Source organism: Paenibacillus sp. WG02, from assembly GCF_055396115.1.
In genome coordinates this window covers 7,598,271-7,616,052 of the sequence record NZ_AP036016.1, presented here as the reverse complement: position 1 = coordinate 7,616,052, position 17,782 = coordinate 7,598,271, and the positions used below count along the sequence as shown (strand labels likewise).

At 48.1% G+C, this 17,782-nt stretch carries 12 protein-coding genes; 10 read left to right on the top strand and 2 right to left on the bottom strand.

What is annotated here, in order from left to right; all coding sequences use genetic code 11:
* Positions 1–231 precede the first annotated feature (231 nt).
* From ACBP55_RS34380 to ACBP55_RS34335, 10 genes are all read left to right on the top strand, one after another.
* Positions 232–3,519 (top strand): stalk domain-containing protein, encoded by a 3,288-nt coding sequence (locus ACBP55_RS34380; protein ID WP_464648150.1) that lies wholly within the window; start codon positions 232–234, stop codon positions 3,517–3,519.
* 17 nt (positions 3,520–3,536) lie between these two features.
* Positions 3,537–6,302 (top strand): adenylate/guanylate cyclase domain-containing protein, encoded by a 2,766-nt coding sequence (locus tag ACBP55_RS34375; protein ID WP_464648149.1) that lies wholly within the window; start codon positions 3,537–3,539, stop codon positions 6,300–6,302.
* A gap of 21 nt (positions 6,303–6,323) precedes the next feature.
* Positions 6,324–6,818 carry a GNAT family N-acetyltransferase gene (locus ACBP55_RS34370; RefSeq protein ID WP_029197686.1) on the top strand — a complete coding sequence of 165 codons (495 nt, stop codon included), beginning with the start codon at positions 6,324–6,326 and terminating at the stop codon, positions 6,816–6,818.
* 47 nt (positions 6,819–6,865) lie between these two features.
* On the top strand, positions 6,866–9,898 hold the full coding sequence (locus ACBP55_RS34365) for a cyclic nucleotide-binding domain-containing protein (protein ID WP_464648148.1): 3,033 nt from the start codon (positions 6,866–6,868) through the stop codon (positions 9,896–9,898).
* Between the two features lie 69 nt (positions 9,899–9,967).
* The gene (locus ACBP55_RS34360; RefSeq protein WP_464648147.1) at positions 9,968–10,405 is read left to right on the top strand and encodes an ATP-binding protein; all 438 of its coding nucleotides are present in this window, start codon (positions 9,968–9,970) and stop codon (positions 10,403–10,405) included.
* Entirely contained in the window at positions 10,402–10,737 is a 336-nt protein-coding gene (locus ACBP55_RS34355; protein WP_307438433.1) for an STAS domain-containing protein, read from the top strand. The genes ACBP55_RS34360 and ACBP55_RS34355 overlap by 4 nt, the downstream gene beginning before the upstream one ends.
* Before the next feature lie 42 nt (positions 10,738–10,779).
* Complete coding sequence (locus tag ACBP55_RS34350) at positions 10,780–12,228, top strand: PP2C family protein-serine/threonine phosphatase (protein WP_464648146.1); 1,449 nt, start codon at positions 10,780–10,782, stop codon at positions 12,226–12,228.
* 125 nt (positions 12,229–12,353) lie between these two features.
* A complete protein-coding gene (locus ACBP55_RS34345) occupies positions 12,354–13,115 on the top strand; it encodes an eCIS core domain-containing protein (protein ID WP_464648145.1) in 762 nt (253 codons plus the stop codon).
* Between the two features lie 78 nt (positions 13,116–13,193).
* Positions 13,194–14,897: a hypothetical protein gene (locus ACBP55_RS34340; RefSeq protein WP_464648144.1), complete on the top strand. Its 1,704-nt coding sequence runs from the start codon at positions 13,194–13,196 to the stop codon at positions 14,895–14,897.
* 14 nt (positions 14,898–14,911) lie between these two features.
* Positions 14,912–15,433 carry a YbjN domain-containing protein gene (locus ACBP55_RS34335; RefSeq protein ID WP_464648143.1) on the top strand — a complete coding sequence of 174 codons (522 nt, stop codon included), beginning with the start codon at positions 14,912–14,914 and terminating at the stop codon, positions 15,431–15,433.
* 80 nt (positions 15,434–15,513) lie between these two features.
* Here the strand turns inward: ACBP55_RS34335 and ACBP55_RS34330 are convergent, their stop codons facing one another.
* Both ACBP55_RS34330 and ACBP55_RS34325 read right to left on the bottom strand, forming a co-directional pair.
* Positions 15,514–16,152 carry a hypothetical protein gene (locus ACBP55_RS34330; RefSeq protein WP_464648142.1) on the bottom strand — a complete coding sequence of 213 codons (639 nt, stop codon included), beginning with the start codon at positions 16,150–16,152 and terminating at the stop codon, positions 15,514–15,516.
* Between the two features lie 418 nt (positions 16,153–16,570).
* Positions 16,571–17,554: a bile acid:sodium symporter family protein gene (locus ACBP55_RS34325; RefSeq protein ID WP_464648141.1), complete on the bottom strand. Its 984-nt coding sequence runs from the start codon at positions 17,552–17,554 to the stop codon at positions 16,571–16,573.
* Positions 17,555–17,782 lie beyond the last annotated feature (228 nt).

The following is a 17,782-nucleotide window of genomic DNA, read 5'->3' as shown; positions in this document are numbered from 1 at the left end:
TAGCGAAATTAGCAATCGCCCCGCGTGTAAGGTTGTTTTATATCATTAAAGTAGCTATAGCGTACTCCGTCAAAATTCGCTGTTTTCCATTACTTTTATACTACTAGATAAGTATGTGAGCAGTCTATTACTATATTCGATCGTTTTCACTATTTTTCTCCAAAAGATGGGTGCGGGATTGGGGGGAGTTATTGTACTATAAGAGGAGATGGTTGAGCGGAGGGATTTATAGTGATAGGGGCAAAATTAATAAAGTTGGGGCTTGTGCTGATGTTGGGGGCATCGTCTATTTTGGCAGTAGGCTCAGGAGCTGAAGCTGCAACGGTGAAGTCTTTAAGCATGCGGGAAGCCATCGATCAAGGTTTGAAAATAAGTCCCTTATTGCGGGATGCTAAGACGGATATTTTGAAGAAAAAGATAGAGCTGGAGCAAGCGCAGCATGCGGTTAAAAATGAGGAAGCTAAGGCTTCCGGACTATTTGCCAAGCCTCGCAATTTAGGTCAGGAATTGACGACTCGTTTGAAGGTGCCACAAGCACGCAAGGAGCTTTATATCGCTCAGGAGACGCTGCGGCAGTCGATGAATACAGCCCGATTTGATGTGCAAAAGGCTTATTTAGCAGCTTATCAAGATGCAGTGGCAGAAGAAAATGCACGGAAGAAAGCGGAAGAAGCAAAATCTGCCGTGGAAACGGTGAAAAAGAAGCTGAAATTCGGTCTTGCAGATAGCGCCGAGCAGGAGAAGGCAGATAAGGCAGTGGAGAAGGCGCTATCTGAATATAAACAGGCACAATTAACGGCGAAATCCAGTCGTCTGGCGCTAGGCAAGCTGCTGAATTTAGACATGGAAAATAAAGTCCAGCTTTCGTTTGAGCCGGATTATGCGGATTTGAATCAGAAGCAGCTGCCTGCCTATATCGCAAGGGCTCAAAAGTCGACGCTTAGTTTGCTTAAGGACACGGAGGATCGGCGGTTAGCTGATGAGAAGCTGAATACGACGCGTGACTTGTACAGCGCTAAGTTTGGTTCGGCGCGAATGAAGGTCATGGACGGGATGTATAAAGCCAAAGATGTGGATATGGAGCTGTTCCTAGCTAGTTATGAAACGACACTTTCACAAGTGAAGAAGGACTGGGAAGGCTTTTTCATGCTGCTTGGATTCATTCCTATTCCCAAATCGCTGCTTCAGGGGGAGTTTGACGGGCTGCGCTATTTAGACGATCTCAGGGATGCGCTTCCGATTGCGACCATGGAGCAGAATAAGGTGCTGCTTCAAGAGAAGGAAAGTCGGAATGCGGTCATTGCTGCGGTGCGGCAGTCATTTTTGGAAGCAAAAGGGGCCGAAGAAGGCTATGCGCAGGCCTTGCGTGATAAAGACAATGCGGCAGCCAATCTGGATAAAGCGAATCAGAAGTTAAAGCTAAGTCTAATGAAAACAGATGATCTCCAGGCCTATAAGGATGCTGTCATTCAAGCTGACCAACAAATTTTAGCTGCCCAAATGGGTTATAAAATGGCGCTCGGCAAGCTGGATATGGATACCGGGGGTGCGGTTGAAAGAACGATAAAGAAAGGTGTTTTGCCTTATCGTAACCTTGATGACGGACTTGCAGCTGTAAAGCCGCAAAAGCCGAAAGCGCCTTTAGGTACTTGGAAGCTGAAGCCCGCGGTGGCCGCTCTGCTTAGTGATTTTAGTATAAAAGTAAATAAAAAGTTGGGCGCTACAGAGTACGCGGTATTTACGAAAGAAGGCCGTGCGATTGGGAAGCGGACGAAAATAAATAAGCCTGTGCGAAATTTATCGCTCAAGTTTAGTTCAATAGATCAGCTCAAGGTTGTTCTGTACAAAAAAGGGAAAAAGATCGATGAGCTGCCTCTGGAAGGCAAAGGGAATTCAGGGCAATTAATAGCTGCAACGGCCGAAGATGGAGCGGCTGGCGGAAATTCAGGCAGCAATTCGGGTGGAAGCAAAGGGGACGGCAGCAGTGGCATAGGCGATAACGGCTCAGGTGCTGAGGAGGGATTAGGAACCGTCATCATCGGTTCCTACAAAGTGCAGCTGGACGCGCTGACCCCAGCGGCCTATAACGCTGCAGCGGCCACGATGGCGAAGTCGGGGCAGGGGATTTTTTATAAATCGGATGAGCCTGGGGCGGTTTGGATCGGCATGGATAATGCCGTAGACTCAAGCGCGTTAACCGATTCAGCCAGTTCTGCTGCGCTGACGAAGGAAGCGGCTGCTGCTTTGAAGGTTACCGTCGAGATCACGAAGCCGGGAGCTATTGCCTCCTTGGAGACTCCCGCACAGCTGCAGCAGCAGATCGATACGCTGAAGAAAGATATCGTGAAGCTGGAAACGGCCAAAGAGGCGGCCGTAGCTGACTTGAAGCTGAGCGAGATCGCTGATCTAGCGGTACAGCTGAAGGATGCGCAGGCCCAGCTCGGAATGCTGGAGGCGCTGCTGAAAGGCGACAGCGGGGCAGCTCTCCAGCAGATGGAGCTGGTGAACAACCCGGACGCGCTGATCGCAGCGCTGTCCGAGGAGGCCGCACCGCCGGCCGAACCGGGCGGTGGAGGCACGCCCGGCGGCGCAGGGCCTGCCGCCGGGAACGAGGCCAGCGAGGATCAGCTGGCCGAACAGGCTGAGCTCCAGCAGCAGAAGCTGGAGCAAGCCCTCGCCGCCGGCGAGCCGAAAGCGGCAGCAGCTCAGCTGCAGCTGCTTCTGGCGACGCAGGCGCAGCTCGCGGATGCGCAGACTGGCGCATCCAAGGGTCTGGCTTCGCTCCAAGCGGCGAAGCAGAAGCTCCAAGCTGCGCTTAGCGCAGCGCAGCAGGATCCTGAGCGGGTCGCGACGCTGACCCGCTCAATCGAAGCCGTCGACGAAGCAATGCTGTCGATGCAGAAGGACGCGCTGTTCGCGCAGCTTGACGCTGTGCAGGAGCTGCTGGCAGCGCTGCCGCCAGCTTCAGCCGTGCAGCCGCAGCTGGAACAGCAAATAACTAAGCTGCTGGAGCAGCTCCAGCAGCAAGAGAAAGCCAAATACACGCCAGAGGAGCTGCAAGCTCTGGCTGAAATCTCTACTAACTTGACTAACATCAGAACGGTAGACACAAGCTCTTCGTCTGGTTCTGACCCAGAATCCAGCCTTGTTCCCGTCACGATTCAACCCATTTCGGCAGAAAACGTACTTTCTCCCAATATTTTCATCAAATTCGACGTTCCGCCTGTTATAATAAACGGGCAGGCCTATTTACCTATAAGATCCGTATCCGAATCGTTCGGTGCGGCCGTTGATTGGGATCAAGAAAGCCTTACCGTCACGGTTAGCACGGAATATGCGACCATTACTAGCCGTATTAATAATACTACGGCATATATAGACGGCGAGCCCACCCAGATCGATGGACCCTCTTTGCTGCTCGCAGGAAGGACCTATGTGCCGCTAAGGTTCATATCCGAATCCCTAGGTCTTCAGGTCGACTGGCATGCACCTACTCAAATCATTCAGATTTCTAAATAAGAGGAGATTAAAGAGCGATGAAGAAATCGATTGCGGCATTGCTGCTCGTACTGCTGCTTCTGGGTGCTGCCGGTACTTATCTTAGTCTACATCGGGATAGCTTCACGCTATGGCCCTTTACCAAAAGCATGCCCTTCGATGGTTTATCGAAGGCTGTCTCTGATCAACAAAACAATTTGTTCGTCATCGATAATGCCAAAAAAACCATTCATAAGCTCAACAGCCAAGGTGTTCTGCAATTCTCCATCACCAGTGAGACGGGGAAGAATGGGGAAGTGTATCGCTTTAATGACATGGCTGTCGATGACCAAGGCTACCTCTATACCATCCGTACACTGCTCGATCCGTACGGCATTGCGGTCAAATCCGAGCAGATTGTTCGTTATAAGCCTGACGGAGAGTTTGATCGCAGCTTGTTTACAGAAGAATATGATTCACAAACGAAACGATACAGAATCGGGTCCTTACGAAATGTTCAGGTTCGTGAAGGTATGGTGTACTTTTTCAACGACGAAGTGCAGCAATTAACCTTATATCAGGCACCGGTTGGCGAAACTTCATCCTCCGAACCGAAGTCCGTGTACACGATCAAGCTTCCTGAGAATAAATATGTGTCCGAGGCAGATGGTTATAAGCCAGGGGAGATCTATTATTCAACGCGCAGCGGAGAAATTTATCGCGCTTTTAGTGATGGACGCTCGGAGCTAGTTTATCCGCTTCCGGGTCTTGACCGTACAAGGCGCAATTTCCCGGAGAGCTTGCATCTAGATAATCAGGGACGGCTTATTTTCATCGATTTCAACAGCAAATCGATCTCCAGACTGGATCCCAAGCAGCCCTACATCATCGAAAGCCTTGTGAATGAGGCGAAAGCCAAAGCTAGCGGCGTAGAGCTTGCCTTTGATGCAACGAATAGCAGTATCGCTCAAGATGGCAGCCTCATTATTGTAGAATCAGCTCAAATTAATCGCCGTCTTTCGGATGGAACCATTACCCCCTCCTTAGTAGAAGCGTTGTATAGCGAAGCGACGAAAACAAAGGCCATTCTTCTTTGGTCCATCGCTATAGCAGGAATTTTACTTCTGCTTTATGCGATCAAAATTGTTTTCTTTAACTTGCTGCAGCGTCGTCTCCCTCTCATGATGAAACAAATTTTTATTTTAGTGCCGGTCATTGCGGTTTCGATGATTCTTCTATCTACCGTCATTTACAACAGCTTCTCAACGAAAATGGAAGAAGAAACCTTCAGCGAGCTTCTCTTACTGGCCAAAAACGGTCAAAATCTGATTGATGGCGATAAGCTGGAGAGCCTTGCTTCACCTCTGGATTACAATGGGACTGTTTATCAGTCGTTCCGTAAAAAGATTCAATCTGTCTTCGATAATAATGAACAAGATGATAATCAAGGCTTTTACAAAGCGGTTTATAAATACGAGAATGGCGTCATTTATCGGATTTTGGAAGACGATGACGGAATGCATATGTTTAATCCATTTCTACAAACACCCGAGAATCAGCAGGTCGTGCTCCAAGGCAAGCCGGCCACAGGTCAATGGCAGGATTTCTCCGGCGAGTGGAGATATGCGATTGCTCCTATTTTTAATTCAGCAGGTAAAATTGTCGGTGTTTTCGAAACTAGTAAAAATTTGGACGGCATCCTCAAGCATCGTCAATTGGTACTTCAATCGATCATTCGCAACATTGCGTTTATCTCGATAGGTTTACTGCTTGTTCTCTTTCTGATGACCTATGTGCTGCTCTCTTCGATTCGGAAGCTTCGCAATAGCGTTGGAGAGATTGCCAAGGGGAACTGGGATACGGTTGTTACGATCAACACAAGGGACGAAGTGTCAGACCTAGGCGACAGTGTTAATACGATGGCTGCCCGCATTCGAGATTATATCACCAAGGTAGAAAATTTCAGCCAATCCTACTATCGCTTCGTGCCGCAGCAATTTCTGCGTTTTCTGAACAAAGAAAGCATTCTGGATGTCGAGCTCGGTGATCAGGTGGAGCAAAATATGTCCATCTTGATTTTCAATATCCGAGGCTTTTATCAACTGTCCAAAAGGCTCTCGCCAGAAGAGAACTTCAACTTCGTCAATTCATTTCTGAAAAGATTCGGGCCTTATGTACGCAATCATCAAGGTCTCATGAATAAGTACTTGGGCGCGGGCTTCATGGCGCTATTCCCGAATCAAGCAGACGAAGCGCTGCGAGCCTGTATTGAGATGCGTAAAGAACTGGACATCTATAATTCTCATCGAGCTAAAGTGGGCTATAAGCCGGTTGATTTCGGCATTGGTTTGCACAAAGGACCGCTCCGACTAGGGATCATTGGTGAGGAGCAGCGTTTGGAAGGCAATGTGATTTCCGACGGTGTTAATTTGGCAACGATGCTGGAGAAAATGACGGAACCGCTAGGCGCATCGATTCTCATTACCGATTATGTGGTTCAATCGTTGGAGCAGCCTGACGGCTTCCTCTACCGTAATCTGGGATTGATTCAGGTAGAAGGGGTCAAAGAGCCGCTTCATCTGTTCGATGTGTATCAGGGTGATCCGGATACGATCCGAACGCTAAAGGATAAAACCAAAGCTTTGTTCGAGCAAGCTGTGACGTACTACCAAGTAGGGCGTTTCTATGATGCGCGTGAAGCGTTCTTGATGGTCATTAAGCAAAATCGTCAAGATAAAGCGGCACAGTTGTATTTCTATATTTGTGATGAATATTTCCAAAACGGTACAACAGCAGAGTGGAATGGGACATTATCTGTTTCTTAATGTGAAAGAGGAGATCTTGGCATGCATGTACACGAATTAGTAACGGAAAAGGACGCATTGCGAATTACAGATTTTTATTTGTCTTCGGAATCTTTTGATGACCAGCGGCATACACCGGGAGAGCTTGAACATTTCCGCAATGCTCCCCGGTTAAGTTTGACGCAGCGCAATCATCGTCATTGGTTTATTGAGAACGAATCAGGTGAGATTATTGCGGTTACCAGCTGCAAGGAAAATGAGCATCAATCCGGAGGATTTCTGTGGGATTACTTAGCTGTACACCGCGAGTACCGCAGACATGGCTTTGCGAAGATATTATTCCAAGCTTTGGAGGCATTTGCAAGATCAGCGGAGGGGCGCTATATCCTTACCTACACCTGTGATTTACCAGAGTATCAGCCCATCCAAAAAATGTTTAGAGCGAATGGCTTTGAATTAATCGGCACGTATCCGAATTACTATTATGAAGGTGAAGCCAGGCTGGCTTTCTACAAACCATTGTTAACCAACAAATGAAATAATAGATTGGACCTGATGATATGCAAGGAAGCTTAACCAGATGGATGGGACTGCGCACAGAAGATTTCCGGAAGCTATGGATGATGCTGCCGATCTTTTATTTTAGCGGGATTGCTGAATCCTTGAACTATACGGCGTTCATGGCGCTTTTTAACCAAAGATTCGGTGTGCAGTATCTGCCTTATATTTATATCGTAGAAGCGGCAATCATGCCTCTAGAAGGCTGGCTTTTAGCAAAGCTGGCGAATCGGCTGCCTAAGGCCAAAATGATGACTACACTCTACCTCATCATGATGGGATTGCTGCTCCTCAATGGTGCGGTGCTGCTTGGATTCAAGCTAGGCGGCATTGATTTCCGGTATTACTACCCGATTCTGTTCTTGACTTCCAACTTTGTGGTGAGACAGCTTACGCTGCTGCTCTGGAGTACGGCCTTTGATTTGTGCCCCACTCAGCAGGCCAAAAGGTTAATGCCGGTGTTCATCGCTTCAACGACAACCGGCGGAATTACGGCAGGCTTGATCGCCCACCAAATTGGTAAACTGCTTGGTACCGAAGCGGTATATGCGCTCGCTCCAGTGCTGATGGTGTTCGGTTTCATCTTTTTCCGCAAAGCATTGACTCGCTATTTGGTGCCCTTGACGTTGAAAGAAGACAAACGCTTGAAGACCCCGGCAAATTCTGGCACAGGGAAAGAGGAGCAGCAGCCTGCTGGCTATTATGTGAAACAGATGCTGCGCAGCCCGTTCCTGCTTTGCGCCATTGCTTTGATGACACTTATGCCTGCGGTTTATTTTATGATCGAGTATCAATACTTTACGGCTGCTGAGAGCAAGTTCCCTAAGGAAGGCGATTTAACCTCATTTTATGGATTAATTACCGCTATTCAGTTCACGATCTGCTTGCTTCTGCAAACCGTGTCTACCCGCTTAATGAACTGGCTTGGCGCGAGTAATATGCTGCTGGCGATTACGGTTATCTTCCTTGGCGGTTTTGGACTTACGGCTTTGTTTTTAAATCAATCGCTGGGGCTTGTGATGGTGTCCGGCTCCTACGCCATTTTTTATATTTTGCTGTATTACATTGCGGAGCCGTGCTATCAGCTGTTTTTCAAAATGATGCCTATCGGAAGGCGCGACGGCTATCGTTATTTTGCTCAGGGCGTGGCTGCTTCGGGCGGGATCTTAATCGGTTCGCTGCTATCCTTGCTGCATTCGTTTGGCCTCATTCAGTTGTCCCCTCTTGCTTGGGTAGGTGTCGTTGTAGCGGCTATTCTCGTTGTGGTGGCGTGGTTCGGAAGGAATCTGTACATACGTGAATTGGTCAAAAGTGTGCAATCCTTGCATGCGGATCTATCGGATATTGCGGGCTCCTTTATCGGGGGCATTCGCAGCTCCAAAGCTCTATCATCCATGCTCGGCTATCTGAAGCATCCGAATGATTATGTGCGAGAGCTGGCTCTCGAAGTGATTGGTAAAGCGAAGGATTCCGCGTTCCTGCCTCAGTTGATCGGAATGATCGGTGAGGAAAGCTCAAGAATCCGCATTGCTGTGCTGCGGGCGATGAATCTTCAAGGTGCTACGATTCAGGATCTCGTGCAGGTGGCTTCATTCCTAGAGGATGAGGACCCTGAGGTACGTGCGGAAAGTGTGAAGTTGATTTCAAAGGCAACACATCTCAAAAGCCAATCGCATTTCTTCATTCGTGTTAAGCTGCTAGACAACCATCCGAAGGTTGTTCACGAAGGCGTTAAGGCGCTTTATGCGCTGGAAAGTGAAGAAAGCTATCAAGCTTGTGACGAGGCGATTATTAAAATGCTCGATTACGGCGGTGAGTGGGCGGTTTACGGCTGTCACACCGTAGCGGATCTTAAGCTGGATTCCTATTCAGCATGGGTGTTATCGCTGCTCGACGATCATCGTCCTGCTGTCAAAGTTGCGGCTGCGCACTGTATTGGCAAGCTGCAGCATGTGGATGCAATTCCCCACCTCTTGTCGATGGTGCCGCTCGCCGATCAAGAGCTGCGCAAGGCCATTCTTGAGGCTTTCGTAGATATGGGGGCCAAGGCTCTGCCAGCCTTGTTGAACGGTGTGAATCATGTGAATCCGTTTATTTGGAATTCGGCGGTTACAGCGCTTGCAGAGCTTCTGGATGAAAGCAAGTTACGGTCAGAGTTAGTTGATCGCTGCGTAAGTCGAATGCTTGCTTCCACGCAGGAACGCGCGCTGCCGGCAGCTCTTCATGAGCTGGGGATGCAGGGGCTTGCCGAGCTTGCCAACCAACGCTGCGGGGAGCTGCATAATGCGCTGGTTGGCGGTGCGTGGGCGGTAATGGCCAAGTTCGTAGATGAGCGTGTGGTTACGACACTTCGCGAAGCGACTCAGGACGAGAGTGACGAAGTTCGCGATAATGCTTTGGAAGTTCTTGCTGAAGGGCTTGGCGACCGCAGATTGGCCTTGGCCCTGTTGGAATTATTAAAGAAAGAAGCGGGCAGCAGCCGTGGGGTTATGACGGAGCCGCTTCTCATTTTGCAAGAAGCTAAGATTTGGTCGGATGATTGGCTTCGAGATATTGCTGTTTATGCACTAAGTTCACTGGAGCGTGCCGATATGAAGGAAGATCGCAAGTTTTTAACGATGCTGGATAAAGTTATTTTCTTGAAGCAGGTTTCCCTATTCGCGGACCTGTCCGTGGATGAACTAGGTTTAATTGCAGGGATTGCAACGGAAGAAGTACATGAAGATCTGACTTATCTATTGCGCCGTGGTGAGAAGAATGCAGCCATGTATCTCATCATTGAAGGCAACGTAGAGCTGAGCAATGAGACGGGTATTGGGGAGACTGTAACGATTGGTGTACTGGGACCGAAGCAAGCATTCGGCGAAACGACGGCATTAGACGGATCGCCTTCCTCGATTACCGCTCAAGCGATTTTCGATGAGGTGCGTGTGCTCACTTTGCAAGGGGAAAGCTTGTCTCGGTTAGTGAGATTGTATCCAGAGATCGGGATTGGGCTGCTTCATGCTTCTAGTGCCAGAGTGCGGCTGCTCGAAAATATGCTTTTAAAAATGGCTTAAATCGGTTATTCCTTATTTCGGTAATTCGGCTTGTGGCTTCAGTAATCAGCGTCTGGGAGGGTGAATGTCGTGTCAGCAGAGTCCATCGTTTTGAATAATGATCTGAAGGAACTGGAACGGCTAGGTGTATTCTTGCGAGGCTTGTCAGGGACGATGGGCATGGATGACCATACGCTGTACCAAGTGAATTTAGTCTGCGACGAGCTTGTGACGAACATCATTCTCTATGGCTATCCGCTTGATGAACCTAGTAGGCATACGATCCGCATTGATTTGGGGCTTGTCCCTGGGGGTTGGGAGCTTCGAATGACTGATCGCGGAGTGCCTTTTAATCCTCTGTTAAAGTCTAGTCCGACTGTGGATCTGAGCTTAGAAGATCGCGGTCTCGGCGGTCTCGGCATCTACTTTGTGAAGCAGGTTATGGATGACATTATGTATGAACGCTTGAACGGGGAAAATGTGCTAATGATGAAAAAATGGCGAATCAAGGAGGAGGGAATATCATGATGATAACAGAGCAAATGCAAGGTGATATCGTGCTGCTGAGCTTAAACGGCCGACTGGATGCGAATACTTCCGCGAGCTTGGAATCGGCTTTTGCAAAGCTAGTCGAGCAAGGGAATGGCAAGTTTGTGTTTGATCTTCAAGGACTTGACTATGTCAGCAGTGCGGGGCTCAGAAGCTTACTTGCAGCAGCCAAAATGATTAAGGTGATTCAAGGCAAGCTGGCGTTGGCACGAATGAATGAACACGTGAAGGACGTTTTTGACATGTCGGGATTTAGTCGTATTTTCTCGATTTATGAGACGGAAGCGGATGCTGTCCATGCTATTTCTTAGTACGGCGGCCTGGAATCAAGGTAAGGCAGGGGGGCGCGCTGGATGAATATCGTTGTAGGTGATCTCCTCATTGTTTGTCTCGTGGTCGTTATTGCTTGGCTATTCAGCGAGCGAAAGCGTAGATCCGTAGAGCTTGAGCTTCAGAGAACCATGCAGCTATTCGATGTTAGCTTAGAAGTGAATTCAACGATCCGCAAGCAGGATTTGCTTGTGAAAATCATGGAAACCTCTTCTCGCATTATGAATGCGGAGGCTTCGTCGGTCATTTTGGTCGATGAGGAAAAAGGGGAGCTGTTCTTTGACCTTGCGCTGGGTGAAAAAGGCGATGAGGTGCGTGAAATTCGCCTCAAAATAGGTGAAGGCATCGCAGGCTGGGTGGCTCAGACCGGTGAATCAGTCAAGGTTGATGATGCTGGACAGGATGAGCGGTGGTCGTCGAAGGTAGCGAAGCGAGTCGATTATCCGACGCGCAGCCTACTCTGCGTTCCGCTAGTCAGCAAGGGGAAAATCATCGGTGTGCTGCAGGTGTTGAATAAGCGGGATGGTGCGCATTTCACTGACCGCGATTTACAGCTGCTCGAGTCGATCGCTTCGCCAACAGCGGTTTCCTTGGAGAATGCCATGCTGTATGAAGCGCTTGAGAAGTCTATCCATGCGTTGAAAACGACGACTGCTGCTAAGGAACGGATGGAGAGCGAGCTGCGCATTGCCACCGATATCCAGATGGGATTCCTGCCTCGCGGAAGTTTGTGTATAAGCAGTGGCGGCGTTGAAGGTGAAACGAACTGCTCATCTGAAGCGGACGGTGGTGAAAGTGCTGCCGCAGTCGCCGTCGAGGCACATGCCATCATTCGTCCTGCTCGTGAAGTGGGCGGAGACTTCTACGACTACTTCTGTATCGGGGCGGATCGCTTGTTCTTCGTGCTTGGCGATGTGTCTGACAAGGGAATTCCTGCGGCATTATTCATGGCGGTAACCATGACATTACTGAAAGGGAAGATGACCTCAGAGATGACTCCCGGAGAGCTGTTGACGGCAGTCAATCAAGAGCTTTATAAGGATGACTCAACGATGTTTGCGACGATCTTCTGCGGGGTTTTGAACGTCGCGACAGGTCTACTCCTGTATAGTGATGGCGGTCATTGTCCTCCTTACATTGTGAGGGATGGCGGTGAGGTTGAGCTTTTGAAAGGGAAAAAAGGCCTTCCACTTGGCGTCATGGACGACATGGTGTATATGAATAATGAGGTCGTGCTAGGTCTAGGAGATCGTATAGTCGTGTATACGGATGGCATTACAGAGGCCGAGGACCAGCTTCAAGATCAATATGGCTTTTCCCGCCTCAAGGATGTATTGATGAAGGAACAATCGAGTGCGCCTGAGCAATTGCTTGATCAGATGGTGATGGATGTGGATCTATTCGCAGATGGTGCTGTGCAATCCGATGATATTGCCGTGCTCATTGTTGATCGCAGTCCTACCAAATTGTAAACTCCGCTGTATAGCGTTGTGATATAGTAAGTAGACAGACTTCTTGCACTCAGGGACAGAATTGTTGAAGTGCAACCATGATTCAATGAATGCTTCCATCAAAAGCTCGCTAGGAGGGTTATGCCATGCAAAAATCCCATATTAACCGGCAACCAGATTCTTCTTTGCATACGAATAAAATCAATAAACCGAATTCTTCTGTTTCATCCGATTTGATGAATATTCAACGGGCAATTGGCAATCGCGCCGTGGGCAATATGTTGACCATTCAGACGAAAATGACCGTTGGACCAGCTGGTGATGCTTATGAGCAAGAAGCCGATCAAATGGGTAAACAAGCGGCTGACCATATTGCTGCATCTGAAAGTAGTGGAGCATCTAAGCCAGATGTTCAGCGCTCAGAAGGCGGAGAATCTGAGGAAGAAGAGCTGCAGATGAAGCCATCATCAGAGTCGATTCAGCGCTCGGAAGGCGGAGAGTCTGAGGAGGAAGAGCTGCAGATGAAGTCATCATCAGAGTCGATTCAGCTCTCGGAAGGTGGAGAGGCTGAGGAAGAAGAACTGCAGATGAAGTCATCGTCGGAAGGCGGCTTTGAAGCAGGTGCAGGGATTGAGTCGCAGATTAAAGCGAAGCAAGGGAGCGGGAGCAGAATGGATGCCAGCATTCAAGCGAAGATGGAATCGGCGTTCAACACTGATTTTAGCAACGTAAATATACATAATGATTCAGAATCATCGAAGATTAACCGATCCTTAGGTGCAGAAGCTTTTGCTACAGGGAATGATGTGTTTTTCCGCGAAGGCCGATACAACCCAGATACACGCGAGGGGCAAGAACTGCTTGGTCACGAATTAACGCATGTTGTTCAACAACGAGGCGGCAAGTAGAGCGAATCTAGCAGCGAGCTCATAGTTTCAGAGAATTTTATCGCAAGCACAATCCTATGCGTAAAGGAGGTTCTCTGGATGCCACCAGGAAAACAGGCCCAGTTCAAACAAGCGAGTCCCTCGCACCAGAATATGCAGCAATCGCAGGTGGCTCCGACAAGTAAGGCAGGATCACAAGTGTCGCCATTGGGGGCTAACTTCTTTATGCAGATGCAGCGCACAGTAGGGAATCGCGCTACACAAACCTTCGCGAATCAATTGATTCAACGCAACGCAACGGCGCAGACCCCGCAACAGGCAGCGACTGTCGCGCCAACGACCGCGGCGCCAACAGCAACTGTAGCGCCAGCCGTGATCCCGGCTGCTTCAACCTTGCATCCAACAGCCGACATTACCAAAGACAATGCGGATATGACATCAGGTGTTACCTCATCTTTTAGTGATAGCTTCGGCAAACGTTCGGATGATTTGAAAGAGTCCTACGATAAAACGAAGGATGCTGGCACAGCGCAGCAGTCAGCTACTATGGGGGCAGTCGCCTCCACAGCAGATCTCGTGGGCGGGCCGTTCCAAATCATGAGTGCGATCAGAGAAACAATTGCTGCTTCTAGCGAACGAGTGGGTCATGATAAACGTTTTCAGTATGCAGGTACAGGTTCGACTATGATCGAGGCAAGTGGTAAAATGGTCAGCGGCTCAGCTGGTCTTGTTGATAAGGCAGCTAAATCAACTGGCCATAAGGATGGTGTCGGAGGTTCCTCATCTGTCAGTGACTACACAGGGACGGTAGCGGAAGCGATCTCCGCAGTTAAGAATACGATCATGGCCGTTAAAGCAATTTACGATATGTATAAAAAGCATTCGGACAATGGCGGTCTGAATAATGCAGAAAAAGCAAGAGGCGTTATCGAGATCATTAGCAATGCGATTCAGGCCGCTCAATCTGGGATCAAAGTGGCCAAAGGCATTATGGATATCATGGAGTCAAGTACAGCAAGCCTGACAGCCGTTATCCCGGGCGTAAGCATTGCTGTTAGCGGTGTGAAAATTGCGATCAAAACCGTAGATGTTATCAAAGCCGGCTTAAATCGTAGCGCCATGACAACATTGAAACGTGACTTCAAAGGCAAAGCAGGGAATGCCGACGTTCTCAAAGAAAAACGCTGGTATACGCGAAATGCGGGTGTCGACAAAGCGAAGCTAGCAAAGAAAAAGCAGGATCTCGAAGTGCTTAAGGCGGGTGGAGATGCTGCGGCAGCTGAACAACTGGACGAAATCGCCAAATATGAATTAGCGAAAGAAATGAAAAAGATTAACGTGAAGCGAACAGATCGTGGAGCTATTCAAATTGGGCTTGAGCTGACGAAGATCGCTGCCGACATTGCTACGCTTACAGGGGTAGGAGCTCAGGTAGGAACGCCGCTGAAAATCGTTGCCACAGGTATTGGCGCAGCGATGCCAATTGCCAGATCCTTGAAGCAAGCTGGACGTGACCGCGCATCGAAAGCAGGCGCTTGGGGTATTACTAAAGCGATATTTAACGCTGATAAATCAACAGAGAAAAAGAAAGAAAAACGAGCCCACGACACAGAACTTATTTTTGATATGTTCGAGAAGCTCCCGCTTTACGATGAACAGGATGCAGCGTGCGTCGCACGCTACAAACAAGTTGAGAGCTTCGTAGAAGCAGCTGGTGTAAGTATTCAAGCCTTGTATAAGTTCGATGGCGATGCAGAGAATCTGAAAAAAGCTATTATTGAAGCGATGGGTAAGAGAGAATAGGAGATTAAAGAGATATGTTGACAGAACTAGCGCATGCGCGTCATTTGGCACAATTAGGGCAACTGAAAGAGATTTTGGATGAAGCAGAGCTTGCCACGAATTTATTAGAGAAATCCGAAGCTATTCCCCTGCATGTGCTAATGGCAGGGTTTCAAGAGGATAGTAAGGGTCGAGATCGATTCCTTCATTTTAGCTTTTTACCGTTGAATGATGAGGAAATAGTCGCTATTCAACTGCTGCAAATCTACAGTACGCTGCCGTTTCATCTTCAAGCGGGTGCTCGTGAAGATGTAGCTGCGCTTTTACTGGAAGTTAATACTCGCTTACCAATAGGTCACTTTGGTGTGAATGAGGAAGGCGAGATCCATTATCGCTATGTGTATAGCCTATCGGCTTCGCGTACGTTCGAGAGTGATGAAGTGTTAGAAATTCTTACCCTATTCGTGTATATGTGTGACATGTTCGGAGAGCACATCGAGCAAGTTGCCAACGGTGAAGCAAAAGCAGAGCAGGTTATTCAGTCCTTAAGATCATAAGAATGAACCAGAAAGACCTCCAAACCCACATTGTGGTTGGAGGTCTTTCTCACATTATCATTTCCTCGGAAATATTCGACTTATTTCACCTTGTTTTGCAGCAATTCGATGAGCTGCTTGCCAGGATCTCTCATTTGGCCGCCAGCAGGACGATTTCCATTGCCATTCTTGCCGCCGGTTTGATCGGGTGCGTTAGCGTTTGGTTGTGCAGAAGCATCTGGTTTATTTGCTGTATTTCCAGATTGACCATTTCGATTGCCCTTGCCATTACCGGTGTTTCCGTTATTCCCAGAACCATTTGCACCGCCGTTTCCTCGATTGCCCATACGCGCAGCTGCATCTTCTATAAATTTCTTCTGGGCATCTGTCAGCTTTTCAAACAGCTTGGTCTTGTTTTCATCGCTAAGTTCAGCTTTTGTGACGATCTCTTGAGCAACGGGCAGCATGGCTTGAGCCTGTTCCTTCGTAATGGTAAGTCCATCAGCTTTGTCTAGCTGGAGCAGGGTCTGAAACGTACTGAACATTTGTCTTTGCGCCGCATTCATGACAGGTCGGTCTTGAGCATTTTGCTTGCCGTCTGCCTGGGATTGTCCGTTTTGTTGTTGCTGCTGCGGTTGTGCTGAGCTTGCTGCAGCAGGTTGTGAGGATGACGGATTCCCACAACCGCTCAGTAATACGGGGATAAGCATGCATAAGCCCGCTATTTTTGTCATTTTCATTATGTTATGTATCACTCCTATCAATCATCTTCTTCACAATCGTACACAACAATTATGAAAAATCTGAGAAGAGAAGCTGAATGATACATAAAAGTTAGCTTAAAATGGGCTGAGGGAAAGGAGTTTTAGCTTAATACCAACACAAAAGATTCGTAATCGAACTGATTGCGCCGCGGCGCAGAACAAGAACTGGAAGAATCAGAATGAGCAAAGTTTTACAACTGGGAGGTGCTATTTATGCAGGAGCTTGTTGGGGAGTGCAAGGAATGCAAAAAGCCAATTTTCTGCCATGATGGATTTATTGACGGCGTAGTGTTAGACGATAACACGTTAATATGTTTTGAATGTTTCGACGGAGAGAGCGAAAACATCAGCTAGCAGAACAAAAGAAGAAGCTGCTCGGGCAGCAGCTTCTAAACTAAACTTGTTTCACACTTTTGACCGTTAAACTGGGAATATCACTTTTCAAAGCGTAGCGTCTGTTCAACAGATAGCCGAAAAGGGAGGCCAGCGATTGCTGGAACAGCATTCCTAGTACAACGGGGACAGTCACCAGAGGCGGGAAGTAGGCAACTGCGAGTACCGCGCCAGCACTAATATTACGCATCCCACTGTTAAACGTAAGTGCTACGACGACGTCCTGATCCCAACGCATAAGCTTAGCGATCAGCCATCCAAGAATGTATCCAAGTGAGGCTATGAAGAGTACAAATCCAGCTAAGCCTAGTAGTTTAGCGTTAAAATCACGTAAATAAGGGGCAATCACGGAGCTGTTGATCGCGACAACGACTCCCATGGTTATTTTCGAAAAAGGACCTAGACGCCCACTCCATTGTTCCTTAATTTTACCGCGTGTCCATTGATTGAGCAGCATGCCAAGGATAGAGGGTAGAACGATCATCAGGAATAGACCTTTCATCATGGCGAAGGAGTTCATCTGTACTTTGGTGCCAATTAACGCAGATAGCGTGTAGGGAACGACAAAGGGTGAAAGAATGGTGTCCATAAGGATAATCGATAACGTGAGCACGATATTCCCGCGATAAATGGCTACCCAGACGAAGCTTGTAATGCCAGTAGGAATGGCTGCTGCTAATATGAGGCCAGTTATCGTCATGGGCTCATGGCTATATACGACATGCCCGAGACCCATCGCAATCAGCGGCATCGCGACATGTAGAATCAACAATGTGATGATGAGTGGAAGAGGCTGAACAACTACTTTGACGAATTCTTTGAAGCTGGAGCTTATGCTGCCAGCGAAGGTCATAAAGGCAAACAACCAAGGGGATAATTGGGTGAAACCGGATAAATGACTGCCTAGCAAAACACCGATGAGAACGCTGACTGGTGTGATTAGCGGCAAGATTTTTTCTAATTGACGATTCAATTGAGACAGCATTTAGGTGAACATCCTTCCTTTAAACTTCTTAGGCAGCTTTGTCTCCCTATTATATGAGTTGGAAGGGGTAGTGACTAGCCCCACATCATTATGGATGAAATTTAGTCGAGCTTTTTATGCCTCTGGAGAAATGGTTAAAAGAGTGATTAGAAATAATGAAAACGTTTGCAACAAATTCAGTTATTGGATATAATGGGAGTGCACTCAAGGTGTTTACACTGTGTAAAT